This window comes from Neptuniibacter sp. QD37_6, assembly GCF_047778085.1.
GTDB lineage: Bacteria > Pseudomonadota > Gammaproteobacteria > Pseudomonadales > Balneatricaceae > Neptuniibacter.
The window spans coordinates 1,656,066-1,672,972 of sequence record NZ_CP180550.1; the positions used below are offsets into that span (position 1 = coordinate 1,656,066).

The window sequence follows — 16,907 nt, forward strand, 5'->3', positions numbered from 1 at the left end:
TCGGCCTCTGTCTGTAGTGATGTCTGAAAAGATTGAGTATCTTCGAGAGTGGGCTTCAACTCGTACAGGTCGTGTGAGTAATATTTTCGTTGTTTATAATTTAAATGATAGAAGGCTCAGCAAATAGATTTGCTGAGCCTGAGTTAATTACAAAATAAATTTCTTAGTCGAAAAGCGTGTGTATTGAAGTGCCTCTGCTACTTCATTAGCTTTAGAGGCCGATGCTAATTTACTCAGAAGCACCAGCGCTGCTTGATAGCTAACTAAGCTGCCATTTGATGTAACCACATTACCATCAACAACTACATTCTGATCGTATTGGACTTTTACATTTGGAAAGGTGCGAGCAAGGTCTTTTTCGCCTCCTGCCCAAGTAGTGGCCTTTAACCCATCCAACAGGCCTGCTTTACCAAGTAAGAAAGAACCGGAGCAGTTACTCGCCATCCATTCAGCGTTGTTAGCTGTGTTTTTAATGAACTGGATTAACTGGATATTTTCGATCAGCGGGTCCATGTCGTAGCTAGAAGGTACGATTAAAACATCCAGTTCGGGAGCATTACCAATCCAATAGGGGCTGTTTAAGCTTAGTCCTTCTTCAGTTGTCACTGAGGGCTTATCTTCGACATTAATAACGATAGGCGTGTAGTCACTAAACCATGTTTTTCTGCTGGCGACGCCAAAAACTTCTAATGGCGCTGTTACATCGGATGTTAGAACACCATCAAAAACAAGGATACCGATCTTCTTACTCTCAGCGAATGATAGTTGGCTTAAGAACAGTAAAACCAGAGTTGCTGTTAGTCGTACAAATTGCTTTCTCATTTTTATCTCCGGAAAGTTAATTGCGACAATTTTAGAATCAAGCTCATAAGTGAAAAATATCTTGATCAGAATTTCATTGGTGAATATTCTTCATGAATGGATAAATTCAATGTATTAAAAACGTTTATTACCGTATGCGAAAAAGGATCATTTGCAGCTGCCGCAGCGTTACTAGGTACGGATGCATCTACAGTAAGCAAGGCGATAAGCCGATTAGAAAAGCAGTTAGCCTATACACTGTTTTATCGTTCTACCCGAAAGCTGACCATTACTGATGCGGGAAAGGAATACCTGGAGACTGTAAGAACGTTACTCATAGATCTAGATGAGTGTGAGCAGCGTCTGAAATCGGGTAATGAGTCTGCAGCGGGTGTTCTAAAGGTAAATTTACCGGTCGCTTACGGGCGTTTATATATTGTTCCATTACTCTCTAAATTTACCGAACAGTACCCAGATATTAGCCTGCAATTGAGTTTCTCCGATGAATATGTCGATATTATCGAACGGGGAATCGACCTTTCGATCCGAACAGGCACGGTATCCGATAGCCGTATGGTGTTGCATAAGTTGAGTCCAATGGACTTTCTAACCTGCGTAACACGAGACTATCTTAAAGCGCATGGGCCAATTGATAGTTTTCAGGATTTTAATAATCACCGATGGATACGTTTTCGCTTTAAGCAGACAGGTAAATTGATGCCTGTTTTAGCTGAAGTGGATGAAACTGTCGAAATGTTGGATCCGAACAGCTTTATAGTGGTTGATGATGGTCAAGCGCTGGTGGATTTATGCCTTGGTAGTGTTGGTGTGATGCAAGGACCACATTTTTTATTCAAAGATGCTTTAGATAGAGGTGATCTAGTTTCATTATTTCCACCAATTGAGCCGAAAGGTTATGGTGTGTATTTACTCTACCCTAAGCGGGATTTTCTACCACGTAAGGTGGCGGTATTTACTGAGTTTTTAAAAGCGGAACTAGATAAGATGAGCGAAGGGTCTAACTATTGTTGGACTAGGGAAGTAGCTTATCAAAATGAGTGGGAATAGTGCGCTGATTTAAGATCAACAATCAGCGTACTATTCCAATCTAGAAACTTAGTGCAGTTTCATCTTCGGTCGTACTACTTTTCCGATCTTCTCAGCAATATAAACGATCATCGCTTTGAAGAAGCCGTGAATGGCAATTTGGTGCATACGATAAAGTGAAACGTACACGATGCGAGCAATTTTCCCTTCAATAAACATCGAGTTCTTTGAAAGGTTGCCCATCAAGCTGCCCACGGTACTGTAACGGCTAAGGTTGACCAGTGAACCGTGGTCCTTGTAGACGAAATTTTTAAGTGGTTTGCCTTTTTCGGTAAGAATAATGTTTTTCTTAACGATTGACGCCATTTGATGTGCTGATTGGGCCCGAGGCGGCACCCAACTACCATCTTCCTGCGCACAAGCACAGCAATCACCAATCACGTAAATGCTATCGTCGATGCTGGATTGAAGCGTTGGTTTAACAAGAATCTGGTTTGTGCGGGTTAACTCAAAGCCATAAAGATCTGCTAGGAAGTCAGGTGCTTTAACACCTGCAGCCCAGATCATCATGTCAGCCTCGATTTCTGAACCGTCAGCTGTTTCGAAGCCATTAGCGTTCGCAGATTTGATCAACGTATCTTCACAAACATCTACACCTAATGCTGCCAGTTCATCGCGTGCACAGGCTGAGATACGAGCAGGTAGGGCAGGTAAAATGCGTGGGCCAGCTTCAATCAGTGTAACCTTCAGTTGCTTAGCAGTCATTTTCGGAAGGCCGTATGACTTAAGCATGTCGGTTACGTTGTAAAGCTCAGCCGCGAGCTCAACACCCGTTGCGCCTGCACCAACAATCGCGATATTTAATACGCCGTTTTCACGTTGGTTTACACGCATGAAATTGTTAATTAGCGCGTTATGGAAACGTTCAGCTTGTTTAGCCGTATCTAGGAAGAAGCAGTGATCTTTAACGCCCGGTGTATTGAAATCATTGCTGACACTGCCGATGGCAAGAATTAACGTGTCATATTGCAGATGTCTTTCTGGCAGAATTTGAATGCCGTCTTCATCCACTGTTTCAGCTAGTGTGATGGTCTTTGTGTCTTTATTTAGACCACAAAAAGTACCTAGTTCGAACTCATAATGGTGTTTGACCGCGTGAGCGTGGTAAACAACACCATCAGTATTTGGATCAAGCGAACCTGTGGCTACCTCATGTAAAAGAGGTTTCCAGATATGGGAACGTTTTTGATCGACTAAGGTTACTTCAACTGAGGGGGTTTTTCGGTAGCGGTGGCCTAGTTGGGTGACGAGCTCAAGGCCGCCAGCGCCCCCGCCAATCACAAGAATCTTGTGCGGCTCCGTTGGGTTTGTCATTGTTTTTATCCTCAAAAAATATGGGATTAGCAGCTGTAGAAACTATTAATCCTATATTTTCTGATAGTTGTACTCTGATCTTGATGCAGACAAAAGTAAATAGAAAGAACTAGAAACGGCGCTAAAGAATTAGCACCGCTTCGTCTTAAAGTGGGAGAGGCATACTCGACTTATTGATTAAATGCGGCTGCCAGTAGCTGTTGTGTGTATTCAGCTTTAGGTGATGCAAAGATTGCTTGGGCATCACCTTGTTCGATGATATCTCCATGGCGCATCACTATTAGCTTGTGACTTAGCGCTTTTACAACGGCTAAATCATGGCTGATAAATAGATAAGTTAAGCCATATTTTTCCTGAAGGTTGCGCAATAGTTCAACAATTTGTTTCTGTACCGTGCGATCTAACGCAGAGGTGGGCTCATCTAATACGATAAGTTCGGGTTTCAGTACCAATGCGCGTGCGATGGCGATACGCTGCCGCTGACCTCCAGAGAACTCATGCGGATAGCGATGCCTAGTTTCAGGATCGATACCAACCTCTTGTAGTACATCGATGATCGCTTGTTCGTGTTCCGCTTTAGATTCTGGCTGGTGAATATCGAGTCCTTCAGCAATGATCTCAGCAATAGACATGCGTGGACTCAAGCTGCCAAAGGGGTCTTGAAAAACTATCTGCATCCGTTTACGTAAAGGTTTAACCGCTTTTTGATCTAAAGGTGCAAGAGCGGTCTGATCAAACGTGATTTCGCCTTCACTGCGTTGCAGTTTCAAAATGGCGAGGCCTAATGTGGTTTTTCCTGAGCCGGATTCTCCCACAATGCCAAGTGTTTCACCGCGGTTAACAGAGAGGTCGATGCTGTTTACCGCTTTAATATGATCAACGGTCTTTTTGAAAAAGCCTTTCGTAATAGGAAACCAAACTTTTAACTTTTCTGTTTCTAGCAAGCGCTCTTGCTCACATTGAACAATAGCAGGATTACCTGATGGTTCCGCATCTAACAGCGTTTGAGTGTAAGGGTGTTGTGGTTGTGCAAACAGTTGAGCCGTTGGAGCCGATTCGACTTGCTCACCTTTATACATAACACAGACATGATGCGCGTAACGACGAACAATATTCAGGTCATGAGTAATCAGCAAAATCGCCATGCCCAGTTTTTCTTGCAGGGACTTAAGCAACTCTAGTATCTGCTCCTGAATTGTTACATCAAGTGCAGTAGTTGGCTCGTCAGCGATAAGCAGTTCAGGATCATTTGCGAGTGCCATCGCGATCATTACTCGTTGACGCTGACCGCCGGAAAGTTCATGAGGGTAGCTATTTAAGCGTTTCTCGGGCTCAGGTATGCCGACTAACTCTAGTAGCTCAAGAATCCGCGAACGAGCTTGTTTACCGGTCATCCCCCTATGAAGTAATAGGGATTCACCAATCTGCTTCTGAATTGTGTGTAGCGGGTTTAGCGAAGTCATTGGTTCCTGAAAGATAACGCTAATCTTATCGCCGCGTAACTGGCGCATCTGATTTTCGTTATAGCTCAGTAGGTCTTGACCATCATAGTGAATTTCACCGCTAGGATGGCTCGCTTTAGGGTAGGGGAGTAGGCGCAGAACGGACATTGCGGATACGGATTTGCCAGAGCCTGATTCTCCTACCAATGCAAGCGTCTCACCTCGAGGTATATCAAAGCTAACTTGTTTCACTGCTTCTACAGTAGCTTCACTACCCTGATCAAAAGTGACGGATAGGTTGCGAACACTTAATAGCGGAGACGTCATGACACTTTCCTTGGGTCGAAGGCGTCACGTACAGCTTCACCTATAAAGATTAGAAGGGTAAGCATCAATGCAAGGCTGCAGAAAGCCGTGATACCTAACCATGGTGCATGAAGGTTTGTTTTTCCTTGTGCAACTAACTCTCCCAGTGATGGGCTGCCAGGAGGGAGGCCAAAGCCCAAGAAATCCAGTGCAGTCAACGTAACAACAGAACCATTAAAGATAAATGGCATAAAGGTCAGCGTCGCCACCATGGCATTAGGAAGAATATGGCGGAACATGATCATGCGGTTATTTAAGCCAAGAGCACGGGCAGCGCGAACATATTCTAGATTACGACCACGTAGAAACTCGGCACGCACGACATCAACCAATTGCATCCAAGAGAAGAGAAGCATAATGCCCAATAGCCACCAAAAATTAGGTTCAACGATACTGGCTAAAATGATCAGCAAGAACAGAACTGGAAGGCCAGACCAAATCTCAATAAAACGTTGGAAAAATAGGTCAACTTTGCCGCCGTAGTAGCCCTGAATAGCACCAGCAACCACACCGATAACAGAGCTCGCTAAAGTAAGTACGACAGCAAACAGAATGGAAATACGGAAACCATAGATAACGCGAGCTAATACGTCACGAGCTTGGTCATCTGTACCTAGCAGATTGTCCATTGTTGGAGGGGATGGAGCAGGTACAGGAAGGTCGTAATTGATCGTACTGTAGTTGTACTTAATCAGCGGCCAGATAATCCAGCCTTGTCCTTGATTATGTATAAGGTCTTGAATGTAAGGATCTTTGAAATCCGCAGGGCTTTCAAATTCACCGCCAAAGGTCAGTTCAGTGTAATTTACAGCGACTGGGAAATATAGATCGCCCTTATATGACACTACCAGCGGATCGTCATTCGCAATAATCTCTGCAAATAACGATAGGACAAATAGCGTGCTAAAGATCCATAGAGACCAATAGCCGCGTTTGTTTTTACGGAAGTTTTCGATCCTGCGCTGATTGAGAGGGCTGAGTTTATTAACTAATACACCCATGATCAAAGCTCCCTGCTTTCAAAGTCTATTCTTGGGTCTACCAGTACATAAGTAATGTCACTGATCAATTTAAGTAATAAACCGATAAGGGTGAAGATATACAGGGTGCCAAAGATAACAGGGTAATCACGGTTGATTACCGCCTCATAACCTAGAAGCCCAATGCCATCAAGGGAGAAGATGACCTCAATCAGCATAGAGCCGGTAAAGAAGATTGAGATAAGCGCTGCAGGCATACCAGCAATGATGATAAGCATGGCGTTACGGAAGACGTGACCATAAAGGACTTTTTTTTCGGAAAGGCCTTTAGCACGTGCCGTAAGCACATATTGCTTGTTGATCTCATCTAAAAATGAATTTTTGGTTAGCATCGTTAATGTCGCAAAACTGCCGATAACAGTTGCGATAACTGGTAGGGTGATGTGCCAGAAGTAATCTTTAATCTGGCCCCACAAACTTAATTCATCAAAGTTAGGTGACGTCAGTCCTCGAAGTGGGAACCAGTCTAACCAAGTGCCGCCTGCGAAGATGACGATCAGTAAAATCGCAAATAGGAAGTTCGGAATGGCGTAGCCAACGATTATTGCGGTACTGGTCCAGACATCAAAAGGGGTGCCGTCTTTAACTGCTTTACGTATACCTAAAGGAATGGAAACAGCGTAAGTAATCAATGTCGCCCAAAGGCCTAAGGAGATAGAGACCGGTAGTTTTTCGATGATTAAATCGACTACCGATTTGTCACTAAATAAGCTATTTCCAAAATCGAAAACGGCGTAGTTTTTTAGCATCTGCCAAAAGCGTTCGTGAGCGGGTTTATCAAAACCGTATAGCGCTTCGATCTCTTTTACCAATTCTGGGTCTAAGCCTCTCGCACCACGATAGCTACTGTCACCACCATTCGCGCTGCTCGCTTCGGTTGTTAGGTCATTTTGTGCGCCACTGACTCGAGCCGTCGCACCGACATTAATGCCTTCCAATTGAGCAATCGTTTGCTCAACGGGGCCGCCAGGGGCTGCTTGAACAATGATAAAGTTGATCGTCAGAATTCCTATCAAGGTAGGAATGATCAGAAGTAAACGCCTTAGGATATACGCAGCCATTATTTAGCGCCCTCGGATGGTTTGATCCACCAAGTATCAAAACCTAGATTGTATTTAGGGCGAGTGCTCGGCATTTCAAATTTATCCCAATAAGCCACTCTATATTTATTAATATGGTATTGAGGGATAACGTAATGATTCCATTGCAGCACGCGATCAAGGGCACGAGTTCGTAAAACCAACTGCTCACGATCAGGGGATTGAATAAGCTGGTCTACTAGGTAATCAACCGCTGGATTTTTGATTCCGATGAGATTACGGCTGCCTTCAACATCAGCACCAGAGGAATGCCAGTAATCACGTTGTTCATTACCCGGTGAGGAGGATTGACCAAATCCGCTTACAACTACGTCAAAATCATACTTACGCAGGCGGCTGATGTATTGTGAAACATCAACTAAACGAATGCTTGAGTGAATACCCAATCGTTCCAAGTTACGAATAAAGGGAGCGACTACTCGTTCGAAAGCAGGTGAATAAAGCAGCATTTCGATTTTAAGTGGTTCGCCAGTCTCTTTGTGGACTAACTTACCTTGTTTAAAGATCCATCCGGCTTGTTGAAGTAGGCGTTTAGCTTGACGCAGCTCGGTATAGATTCGGCCATTACCACTGGTTTCAGGAGCACGGTAAATTTGAGTAAATACCTCGGTAGGGATTTGGTCACGAATAGGCTCAAGTATCTCGATCTCTTTCTCGGTTGGCAGGCTAGTGGCGGCCATCTCCGAGTTGGAGAAAAAGCTATGGGTACGGGTATAGGCGTTGTAAAAGATGTTTCTATTGGTCCATTCGAAATCAAATGCTAGCGCTAGTGCTTGTCTAACACGCGGGTCTTCAAATTGCGGTCGTCGAGTGTTTAGAACGAAGGCTTGCATACCCGTTGGGTTTTCATGACCTAACTCTTTGACAATTATCTTGCCTGAATCTACTGCAGACCCGGTATAGCTAGTAGCCCAGCGCTTTGATGAATTTTCTTGACGGAAATCGTATTCACCAGCTTTAAAAGCTTCCATTGCTACCGTGTTATCCCTGTAGTAATCGTAGGTAAGAAATTTAATATTATGACGACCTATATTAACGGGTAGGTCTTTACCCCAGTAATCAGGGCTTAGCTTATAGGTGATACTACGCCCGGCATCAAAACTATCAATCGTGTATGAACCAGAGGCAACCGGAATATCTAAACTCGGTTTTTGGAAATCTCTATCTTGCCAAAAATGTTTAGGCAAAATTGCAATTTCACCAACGATAAGGGCTAACTCACGGTTAAGGTTGTTGCGGAAATTAAATTTAACTCGGTGAGGATTAAGTGCTTCAACTGATTCTATGTCGGCATAGTATGCTTTGTAGAAAGGTGCGCCTTTAGATCTCAAGGTTTCTAAACTGAAAACTACGTCTTCTGCAGTAATTGAGTGGCCGTCACTAAATTTTGCTTCAGGGCGTATATTAAAAATAATCCAGCTACGATCAGCTGGCACTTCTAGCGATTCAGCAACGAGACCATATAGGGAAAAAGGTTCGTCTTGAGCTTTACCAAGTAAACTATCGTATAGGAGGCCAAGCCCGTCAGCAGGGGTTCCTTTGACGATGAAGTTGTTAAAGCTATCAAATGTTCCCAAAGCAGATTGAATGGCTTTGCCGCCTTTGGGTGCATCAGGGTTCACATAATCAAAGTGCTTAAAGTTGGCAGGGTATTTAAGGTCGCCATGTATTGCAATGCCATGGCTCGATGTAACCACATCTGCCAATAGAGGTGCAGGAGTAAGGAAACTGGAAAGGCACAACCAAATACTTAATTTGCGTAGAGAAGAGCAAGTACGAGGTTTGAGTGTAAGCAATCTAAGGTTCCTTCTTAACGTAAATTATCTTTTATATCAGTGACCTTTGCTGGGTTCCAGTAAAAGCCACTGATAAGACTGTTCCTTAGCTTTTTTGTTCAAATTGTTCGGACAATTCAGTTAGCTGATTATGGAGATGCTTACGCTTAACTTTGGCGTCGACGAGTTGCTGATATTGCAGTTGTAGGAACGTTAGTTTTTCCTCATTGCCATCAGCTAGGCCTTTTATTAGGTCTTGATCCATCCACTTTTGAATGCGTTTATAAAGAATGACTTTAAACGCAATTGCAGTGACTGTCGCAAAAACAATAATAAAAATACTTGTAGCGTCCATGAGTCAGTCGTCCTGAATTAGTGTGCTCGGGTAACATCTACATACAAGGTCAGATGTTGCCCTGGGCGAATATACTTAGCTTTGTTGATCTTGTTCCAACGTAAGATATCTGCCACATTAACATTAAATTTGTTGGCGATAACAGAAAGCGAATCACCTTGGCGTACCTTGTAACCCACTTTGCGGATTACTTGGCGATCGGTTTCGTTTAGCGCGGTTTGTGTTGGTTTGCTCCAAATAACTAGTTTCTTGCCAACTCGTAATGGGTCACCTGGTGCCATGCTGTTCCAACGTGCTAACTGACGTACACCGACGTTGTAACGGTTGGCAATGCTCCAAAAACTATCACCTGACTGGACCGTATGATGCTTTTGTTGGCGATCAGTTGTACGTGAAATCGTCTTCTGTCTATCAGCATGACGTTGTTGCTGACTGAGAACGTACTCTGATGCCTGCTTGCTTGCGGTTGGTATTAGCAGCGTTTTACCTGCACGGATATTGTTACCACTAATTTTGTTGGTCGAACGGATGAGGTTTACTGAAGTTTTATATTTGTTAGCAATGGCAATTAATGAGTCTCCAGACTGAATTTTGTGACGTACCCATTTAACGCGTTGGTTGCTCGGTAGCTCTTTAAGTGCATTGGTAAATTGTTCAGCGTTCTCTACTGGGACTAGTAAACGATGTGGTCCTTCCGGAGCTGTTGCCCAGCGGTTAAATCCTGGATTTAAAAGATACAATTCCTTTGTACTGATATTCGCCATAGTTGCTGCTTGGGCAATATCAATTTGGCTACCTGTTTCTACCACCCTGAAATGAGGTTTGTTTGGAATTGGCTGTAGAGTTAAGCCGTAATACTCTGAGTTTTTAACAACTGCAGCTACAGCCAAAAATCTAGGGACATAAGCCATGGTTTCTTTTGGTAGATTGAGGGACCAGTAGTCGGTTGGTTTATCTTTTTGCTTGTTACGCCTAATTGCTTTAGATACGTTGCCACCGCCTGCGTTATAAGCTGCTAGGGCAAGTAACCAGTCTCCGTCAAAGCGTTTATGTAGCTTTTTTAAGTACGTGTAGGCAGCATCAGTTGAATTCAAAATATCTCGGCGTCCGTCGTACCACCAGTTTTGTTTTAGGCCAAAATACTTACCAGTAGAAGGAATGAATTGCCATGGTCCTGCTGCTCGGCCATGAGAGTAGGCAAATGGATCGTATGCACTCTCAATGATCGGAAGTAGTGCTAATTCAACAGGAATTCCGCGTTCAATCGCGCTGTTTAAAATATGGTGATAATAAGGTGCTGCACGTTTTACGACCCGTTCCATATGGTTCGGGTGTTTTTTGTACCATCTGAGATGGGTTTGAACTCTAGGGTTATCTAGATGCAGTTCCATCTCCATATGATTGCGAGTGACTTCCCATAAATCATTAGGAGTAGGTTCAGCTTCATCATCAAAATGAGAGATGTTTTTTGCCTGAAAAGGCTGACTATCTATGCCGTTATTAGATGGGGTGGTGTTTTTTTCGGTAACGGATTGGCAACCGCTTAATACAACGCCTGCAGCTATAGATAGCAGGACCGATTTAGAAGATGAAAACATGGTGCTCCGATGCTTAGGAGGTAACGGAACCTGCGAACAAACCCTATACGATTCAGGCTTACAGAGCAATTGAAGCACGAGGCAATGATTACAGGCTTGCTGGTTGCCTGTCGAAAATCATTAACAAAGTGATTCGGTTGCTCTGCAAGCCCCGTAGGGTGGACTCTAAAATGACCATCTACTTTGTCAGTCAGCTTGAAAAGGTCTAGACATTTCGCTGTACTGACTTTCGCGGATCTGGTCATTTTATAGCCCACTGAGAACGTATGAGGCTTATTCGCAGGTTCCCAAATCGATCCATTCTATCAGTGGCCCTTGAAGGGTCAAGAGTTCTCTGGAAAAGCTAGAAAATCAACAAATTAAAATTGATTCTTCCATTCTCTGATGGCTGCAAATACGGCTTCTTGATCTAGCTGAGTCTGATGAGTAAATTTCTGAGCAGCGGTAATAACACTTACCTGATCCGAGCGCATAAAGGGGTTAATACGTTTTTCTTGGGCAATAGTTGTTGGTAAGGTCGGGCGATCAGAATTCCGAAGCTTGGAACACAGGTTTATCGCATCTTTGACATCAGTATTTTCAGGTTCAACTGCTTCAGCAAAGGCTAGATTTGCCAGTGAGTATTCATGGGTGCAATAAACTTCGGTGTTGTCAGGCAAAGATTGGAAATGAGTCATTGCCGCTAACATCTGCTTCGGTGTACCTTCAAACAAACGCCCGCATCCAGCTAAGAATAGAGTGTCACCGCAAAATAATTGAGGCTGCTCTCCGTTTATGAAATAACTGATGTGATCGAGTGTATGTCCAGGGATCTCTTTAATGATGAGTTGTTGCCCCCAGATGTCCAATTTTTCACCTTCTTTAAGGAAATGCGTTATGCCTGAAAAAGGAGAGTTGTGAGGCCCATAAACGGGAACTTGATATCTGTCCGTAAGTTCTTTTACGCCGTCAGTGTGATCGTAATGGTGATGTGTAATTAAGATAACGTCTAGTTCAAAGTTATTATCATTTAAGTAGCGAATAACTGGAGCGGCATCGCCTGGATCTACAACAGCGACTTTGCGACTGTTAGGTAGTTTAAGGAGCCAAATATAATTATCTGAAAAAGCAGGAATTGGAGTAACGCTAAACATTTGACAGCTCCTATAACTGAAAGGTAAAACCTTCATTTGCAGTGTTATAAAAGAAATATAATACTGCTTATATTACATCGGACCAGTTCTAATTAGACAAATTTATGGCGAATAATATGAGTCGCTCATTAGACGCTCAGCTTCCACATATCATGGCTTGGTTTGATACCGAACTAGGTCAGGAGCTGCTACAGGATGAAAGAGATACAGTAGAGCGGGTGGTCGGTGCTCTGTTTGGAATGCACTTAGCCCAGCTGTCTGTAGATAGTCGGATAACTTTATTTGAAGGCAGTCCTGTAACCCATTGTTTTTCTATTATTCCTAAACTTAGCTTAGGGGTCAGTGATCACTGTATTGTTGCAGATAATGCAGAGCTACCTTTAGCTCATGAGAGTGTTGACGTAGTCCTTCTTCACCATGCGTTAGATTTCACTGATTCCCCCCATCAAGTTTTAAGGGAGGCCTCCAGAATCCTAAGACCAGGTGGTCATGTTGTTATTGTCGGGTTTAATCCGGTGAGCTCTTGGGGGCTTTATCGACTGACAAAACGGAACCATGATTTACCCCCTTGGAGTGGTCGATTCCTTAGCCATAGAAGGCTATCTGATTGGTTAAAGCTTTTAGAATTAACTGAATTACGTCAACTTTCAGGTTATTATCGCGCTCCTTTCACTAAGGCCAAATGGCGAAGTCGTTTTAGGCTAGTCGAAAGTGTTGCAAGACGTTTACCCGGTCATACGGGGGCGTTTTCTGTTTTGTTGGCGCGTAAAGATATTGCTGGCATGACTCCGCTGCGTTCTGGCTGGGGGTTAAGAAGGCTCATTACTCTGCCAGTCGCGGAACCCACTACCCGAAAATCATTAAGGAAAGTTTGTGAAGATCGTTGAAATATTCACTGATGGTGCTTGTAAAGGAAACCCTGGACCAGGAGGGTGGGGTGCTGTTATGCGTTATGGGGATGCTGAAAAGCAGCTCTGGGGTGGTGAGCATGGTACTACCAACAATCGCATGGAATTAATGGCAGCGATCAAGGCTTTAGAGACTCTTAATCGCCCATGTGAAGTTATCCTAACCACAGACTCTCAATATGTCAGACAAGGCATCACTGAATGGATTGATGGCTGGAAGAAGCGCGGTTGGAAAAACTCACAAAAAAAACCTGTAAAAAATGCTGACCTATGGCAGCGGTTAGATAAAGCTACTGAGGCACATACAATCGATTGGCGTTGGGTTAAAGGGCATAGCGGCCATCCTGAAAATGAATTGGCTGATCAACTGGCAAACCGTGGTGTTGAAGAGTTAAATTAGCATGATTAGCTCTAAAGCTAAGTAAATAGTTTGCTGTCAGTTGATATGCTGAGAATTTTTCGATAAGTGGCCGTAGCCAAAAGTTACGGATTGCTGGTGGTGAATTGTCAGCTCCGACTCAACCTAACAGTGAAGTCGAAGCTGAAAGTAATCAGATAGAAGCGCAGAATAAATCTATTCCTACTCATAAAAGCCCGTAGCGGTATGCTTTATGCTCCCCACTGTCTTACGCGGCCTACATCTAGATGCACAAAATTACTGCGCGTATATAAGCCGACACCTCCAGACTTCATACTCAATGCTGCGCGTTGTAGATCTTTGACATCTACACCCGGGATACGAATATCAATAGCTTTTCCCTGCATGTGTAGGCTCTTTTTAGCTACTTTTCCGCTTTTACTGCTCAACATGGCATTGGTTTTAGGTGAGCGATAAGCAGATATGACGTGAATAGGCTTATGAGCACCGAAGGTTTGTTGCAGATCATGCAGCAGCATAATTAACTGTTGGTTCATTGGGTGAACTTGATCTGTTCGATGATCGCGCAATAGGTGATCAAGTGCGCCAAGACTATCTTCTTGAAAACTACCCTGAGTGAAAAATGTACTATTTAACGTTTCGCCTGTGTGGAGGTTGACCAAGGATAGCGAGTGGTCTTTGGCCTTATGGATATTGCCGAAGGCTGCAGATGGTATGGCGCTTAATGCTGATAATCCACCTAGGGCATTTAAAAATTTACGTCGTGTCGGAGAAGGGATATTAATAGAATCTATCTGATCGGTCATTAGGAGTCTATACATCTGGAAAAGAAATGATTATGCCTGATCAAATATTTGTTTGTATATAAATTAACCAGCTATTTGCATGAATTATTCTTGTGTAGGTTATGAGCAGTTTGCTCAATTTTGACGTGCGTCTGCACTTTGAGTCCCTTCTGTTAGTCTCGTTAAGTCGTACCTATCTCGTTTGTATAGGTCATGCCGGAAGTTTAAATCGCCATCTTTATCGATAAATGCAGTCCAATAGGTCACATGCAACGGGATTGGATCTAATAAGCGAATGTGCTTTGTTTTTTCTTGTGTGAATAGTGGATCTAGTTGGCTGCTGTTCCAACCTTGGGTCATCCGCATTAGTTGATCTGCAAGTTGACGAGGTTGCTCAACACGAATACAGCCTGAACTAAAAGCGCGCTTAGATTCATCGAAAAGACGCTTAGCTGAAGTGTCGTGTAGATATACGGAATAAGGGCCAGAGGTTAGAAATTTCACACTTCCAAGCGTGTTTGATGAGCTTGGTGCTTCCCAAAATCGTTGATAGTTTTCCCCTTTGTAGAGTTTGTCGTACTCTATATTTTCATTAGTGATAATACGTTGATTTTTTCCCCATCCGCTCACAAGCTGAAGTCTGGCTTTTTTTAAAAAGTTTGGATCCCTTTCAAGTTCCGGCAAGATATCTTTATAAGCAATACTCTTAGGTACGTGCCACGAGGGGTTAATCACAATTCGGTTTACTTCGGTTTCGAAGATCGGGGTTTTTCTTTTTTTCTTACCCACGATGGTTTTCATACTCAGGATTGATTTGCCTTGCTCAATCAAATCCAGTTTAAAAGCAGGCACATTGACTCGAATGTAGCGGTCAGTGTTTGGTTGGAACTGCTGCAGCCGAAGAATATTTACGTATAACTGATCCGCTCTTTTATGAAGAGAAACATTTAGAGTACGTCTTGTTTCGGGACCTACAATGCCATCTACTTTAGCACCGTGCCTTTTTTGAAATTTCTTTAAACCTTCGTGTAACTCTATATCGAAGAGTGGATCAGTAATTGAAGAACAATTGGCTAATGAAAGATCGCCAAGTTTTGTTAATTTTTCACGAATCATAGATACGTGTGGGTGGGTATCACCGAATCTTAATAGTGGTCCTCTTGGAATAGTTTTCCACTCCGTTGTGTCTGCCAAAGTGCGGTACTTGTCATATTCTTGCTGTAATAGTTGTATTTGGTTTAAGTCATTAGCAAGGTTCTTCACATCTTCTGTATTTGATAAAGGATCTAATAAGTCAGCAGTAGTATCGGTAAATGTATGTTTGTTAGTGCTTGGTAGTGGGGAGGTCACCGCTAGTTCCATGCTTAGACACAGTGGGACATAGCAGCCGAGAGTAAGCATAACTAAAGCAAGTAAAGACTGCATGATTAGCCTCCTACTTCGATGTCTCATTTGCCATGCCCATTAGCGACAAAATAAAGGGGTTTATTAATTACAGAATTAGATTGGATATTCTTCAAGTTAGATAACGTGAAGGTTTTTCAAGGGAAATATTAAACGGTATAGCCTTAATTAAGGCTGAAGAGCACTCAGGAATAAGTGGGAGTTCCGAGTGCTATAAGTTTCACTACGGATATTACTTCTTTTTGTTTTTTCGTTGCTCTTTTAGAGCTTCGTCGTTTTTGTAGTACTCATCTTCATAATATTGGCCAGTGATGTTTAAGCGCTTTTCAATCCAGCGGTTATATCGGGACCAAATGAAAAAGCCTGGCGTCATCATGATCATGACACCAACCATCATGCCTGCACCAGCATATTTGGGTGGGACTTGCTGAATGGCCCAGTCAAGAAAACCTAGTTTATAGCCTGCGTAATACCACAAAATTAAGCCAGCGAAACCTATACCAGCCGCTAAATGATGGAGTTTAGTGCTTTTGTTCGTTTTTTCTTCTGTCATGTTTTTTTGTAGCGGTGTAAGCGCAAACTCGGCAAATAAGGTTCGGGGTCAATAATTACATCACTCCGAAGCTGCCGTTTGCGTTGATCGGGGGGTGTAAAAGAGGGGGTATTATATTCCGGAAAAGCCTCTTCTGCACCTAAAGGGAAAAATAAAGGAAGCGGACAATTGCGAGCTTTTCTGATTAGTTTGTCTTTATCTTTCCAAACTATATTCGTACGCATTACCGGAACTTGTTTTTGTAACTGTATCAATACTTCATTACTTGGAATTTTACCTAAAGCTTGAAGCTGTAGCTGGATATGTAATTGATTCGTATCCATAGCTAACAGGCGCTGCTCAGCCTCTTTAATCGATACTTTCTTTAGGCTTCTGCCGCTACTGTACCAACTAAATGTCACCTTGTTTGGGCGTTTTTCTAGTAGTGGTATTTGGCGGTAACACTGTTTTAAGTTGACGCGCGCCATGCCTTGCTGTTGAAGAGCTAAATTAAGTTCTTCCGCGCGTTTATAGATAATTTGGTTTGGATTCCCGTGAATTTCACGAAATTTTCTGACGCTAGTTTGAAAATTTTGCTTATGAGTATTGAGCTGGTGGATCAGTGGAATGATATGGGAAGGCACACCAATGAGGCCGTATAGGTTCTGGGTACGCCGACCATCTCCTCCGGCTGAATGCCATATATTGGTGATAGTGTTTATAGCGTCCGTCAATGACGAATCCAGTTGGTTATCACTAAACAGCCAATATCTACAGTCAGTTTGTTGAAGTTGAGTGCTTAGTGACTTTTGTACTTGGTTCAGTCGATCAAAAGCTTGTGTGAGTGCAATGATCCCTTTGGTCATTA

16 protein-coding genes are annotated in these 16,907 nt (G+C 43.1%); 3 read left to right on the plus strand and 13 right to left on the minus strand.

Annotation, left to right across the window (positions count from 1 at the left end; all coding sequences use genetic code 11):
* Positions 1 to 147 precede the first annotated feature (147 nt).
* Positions 148 to 822: a DJ-1/PfpI family protein gene (locus ACMXYO_RS07770; RefSeq protein WP_415887926.1), complete on the minus strand. Its 675-nt coding sequence runs from the start codon at positions 820 to 822 to the stop codon at positions 148 to 150.
* Positions 823 to 918: 96 nt separating this feature from the next.
* Between ACMXYO_RS07770 and ACMXYO_RS07775 the strand changes: the two genes are divergently transcribed.
* Complete coding sequence (locus ACMXYO_RS07775; protein ID WP_415887927.1) at positions 919 to 1,869, plus strand: LysR substrate-binding domain-containing protein; 951 nt, start codon at positions 919 to 921, stop codon at positions 1,867 to 1,869.
* 48 nt (positions 1,870 to 1,917) lie between these two features.
* On the opposite strand, the gene ACMXYO_RS07780 is transcribed toward ACMXYO_RS07775, so the two are convergent.
* The 8 genes from ACMXYO_RS07780 to gloB form a co-directional block, all read right to left on the minus strand.
* A complete protein-coding gene (locus tag ACMXYO_RS07780; protein WP_415887928.1) occupies positions 1,918 to 3,222 on the minus strand; it encodes an NAD(P)/FAD-dependent oxidoreductase in 1,305 nt (434 codons plus the stop codon).
* Positions 3,223 to 3,392: 170 nt separating this feature from the next.
* On the minus strand, positions 3,393 to 4,991 hold the full coding sequence (locus ACMXYO_RS07785; protein ID WP_415887929.1) for an ABC transporter ATP-binding protein: 1,599 nt from the start codon (positions 4,989 to 4,991) through the stop codon (positions 3,393 to 3,395).
* Entirely contained in the window at positions 4,988 to 6,031 is a 1,044-nt protein-coding gene (locus tag ACMXYO_RS07790; protein WP_415887930.1) for an ABC transporter permease, read from the minus strand. The genes ACMXYO_RS07785 and ACMXYO_RS07790 overlap by 4 nt, the downstream gene beginning before the upstream one ends.
* A 2-nt stretch (positions 6,032 to 6,033) precedes the next feature.
* Entirely contained in the window at positions 6,034 to 7,131 is a 1,098-nt protein-coding gene (locus ACMXYO_RS07795) for a microcin C ABC transporter permease YejB (RefSeq protein ID WP_415887931.1), read from the minus strand.
* Complete coding sequence (locus ACMXYO_RS07800) at positions 7,131 to 8,966, minus strand: extracellular solute-binding protein (RefSeq protein WP_415887932.1); 1,836 nt, start codon at positions 8,964 to 8,966, stop codon at positions 7,131 to 7,133. Before ACMXYO_RS07800 ends, ACMXYO_RS07795 begins: the two co-directional genes overlap by 1 nt.
* Before the next feature lie 85 nt (positions 8,967 to 9,051).
* On the minus strand, positions 9,052 to 9,300 hold the full coding sequence (locus ACMXYO_RS07805) for a hypothetical protein (protein ID WP_415887933.1): 249 nt from the start codon (positions 9,298 to 9,300) through the stop codon (positions 9,052 to 9,054).
* A 17-nt stretch (positions 9,301 to 9,317) separates the two neighbouring features.
* Positions 9,318 to 10,898, minus strand: coding sequence for a LysM peptidoglycan-binding domain-containing protein (locus ACMXYO_RS07810; protein WP_415887934.1), 1,581 nt, complete (start codon positions 10,896 to 10,898; stop codon positions 9,318 to 9,320).
* A 359-nt stretch (positions 10,899 to 11,257) separates the two neighbouring features.
* Complete coding sequence (gene gloB, locus ACMXYO_RS07815; protein WP_415887935.1) at positions 11,258 to 12,031, minus strand: hydroxyacylglutathione hydrolase; 774 nt, start codon at positions 12,029 to 12,031, stop codon at positions 11,258 to 11,260.
* A 116-nt stretch (positions 12,032 to 12,147) separates the two neighbouring features.
* Here gloB and ACMXYO_RS07820 point away from each other — a divergent pair, with 116 nt between their 5' ends.
* On the plus strand, positions 12,148 to 12,918 hold the full coding sequence (locus ACMXYO_RS07820; RefSeq protein ID WP_415887936.1) for a class I SAM-dependent methyltransferase: 771 nt from the start codon (positions 12,148 to 12,150) through the stop codon (positions 12,916 to 12,918).
* A complete protein-coding gene (gene rnhA / locus ACMXYO_RS07825) occupies positions 12,905 to 13,339 on the plus strand; it encodes a ribonuclease HI (protein ID WP_415887937.1) in 435 nt (144 codons plus the stop codon). Before ACMXYO_RS07820 ends, rnhA begins: the two co-directional genes overlap by 14 nt.
* Positions 13,340 to 13,548: 209 nt before the next feature.
* Here the strand turns inward: rnhA and ACMXYO_RS07830 are convergent, their stop codons facing one another.
* From ACMXYO_RS07830 to ACMXYO_RS07845, 4 genes are all read right to left on the minus strand, one after another.
* Positions 13,549 to 14,124, minus strand: a complete 576-nt coding sequence (locus ACMXYO_RS07830; protein WP_415887938.1) for a DUF882 domain-containing protein — start codon at positions 14,122 to 14,124, stop codon at positions 13,549 to 13,551.
* Positions 14,125 to 14,238: 114 nt separating this feature from the next.
* A complete protein-coding gene (locus ACMXYO_RS07835; protein ID WP_415887939.1) occupies positions 14,239 to 15,528 on the minus strand; it encodes a L,D-transpeptidase family protein in 1,290 nt (429 codons plus the stop codon).
* A 211-nt stretch (positions 15,529 to 15,739) separates the two neighbouring features.
* Positions 15,740 to 16,060, minus strand: coding sequence for a hypothetical protein (locus ACMXYO_RS07840; RefSeq protein WP_415887940.1), 321 nt, complete (start codon positions 16,058 to 16,060; stop codon positions 15,740 to 15,742).
* A complete protein-coding gene (locus ACMXYO_RS07845; protein ID WP_415887941.1) occupies positions 16,057 to 16,905 on the minus strand; it encodes a hypothetical protein in 849 nt (282 codons plus the stop codon). Before ACMXYO_RS07845 ends, ACMXYO_RS07840 begins: the two co-directional genes overlap by 4 nt.
* Positions 16,906 to 16,907 lie beyond the last annotated feature (2 nt).

Bases quoted from the DNA above. Each gene is read 5' to 3' on its own strand.
- ACMXYO_RS07770 (WP_415887926.1), bottom strand. From the start codon at position 822: ATGAGAAAGCAATTTGTACGACTAACAGCAACTCTGGTTTTACTGTTC.
- ACMXYO_RS07775 (WP_415887927.1), top strand. From the start codon at position 919: ATGGATAAATTCAATGTATTAAAAACGTTTATTACCGTATGCGAAAAA.
- ACMXYO_RS07780 (WP_415887928.1), bottom strand. From the start codon at position 3,222: ATGACAAACCCAACGGAGCCGCACAAGATTCTTGTGATTGGCGGGGGC.
- ACMXYO_RS07785 (WP_415887929.1), bottom strand. From the start codon at position 4,991: ATGACGTCTCCGCTATTAAGTGTTCGCAACCTATCCGTCACTTTTGAT.
- ACMXYO_RS07790 (WP_415887930.1), bottom strand. From the start codon at position 6,031: ATGGGTGTATTAGTTAATAAACTCAGCCCTCTCAATCAGCGCAGGATC.
- ACMXYO_RS07795 (WP_415887931.1), bottom strand. From the start codon at position 7,131: ATGGCTGCGTATATCCTAAGGCGTTTACTTCTGATCATTCCTACCTTG.
- ACMXYO_RS07805 (WP_415887933.1), bottom strand. From the start codon at position 9,300: ATGGACGCTACAAGTATTTTTATTATTGTTTTTGCGACAGTCACTGCA.
- ACMXYO_RS07810 (WP_415887934.1), bottom strand. From the start codon at position 10,898: ATGTTTTCATCTTCTAAATCGGTCCTGCTATCTATAGCTGCAGGCGTT.
- gloB (WP_415887935.1), bottom strand. From the start codon at position 12,031: ATGTTTAGCGTTACTCCAATTCCTGCTTTTTCAGATAATTATATTTGG.
- ACMXYO_RS07820 (WP_415887936.1), top strand. From the start codon at position 12,148: ATGAGTCGCTCATTAGACGCTCAGCTTCCACATATCATGGCTTGGTTT.
- ACMXYO_RS07830 (WP_415887938.1), bottom strand. From the start codon at position 14,124: ATGACCGATCAGATAGATTCTATTAATATCCCTTCTCCGACACGACGT.
- ACMXYO_RS07835 (WP_415887939.1), bottom strand. From the start codon at position 15,528: ATGCAGTCTTTACTTGCTTTAGTTATGCTTACTCTCGGCTGCTATGTC.
- ACMXYO_RS07840 (WP_415887940.1), bottom strand. From the start codon at position 16,060: ATGACAGAAGAAAAAACGAACAAAAGCACTAAACTCCATCATTTAGCG.
- ACMXYO_RS07845 (WP_415887941.1), bottom strand. From the start codon at position 16,905: ATGACCAAAGGGATCATTGCACTCACACAAGCTTTTGATCGACTGAAC.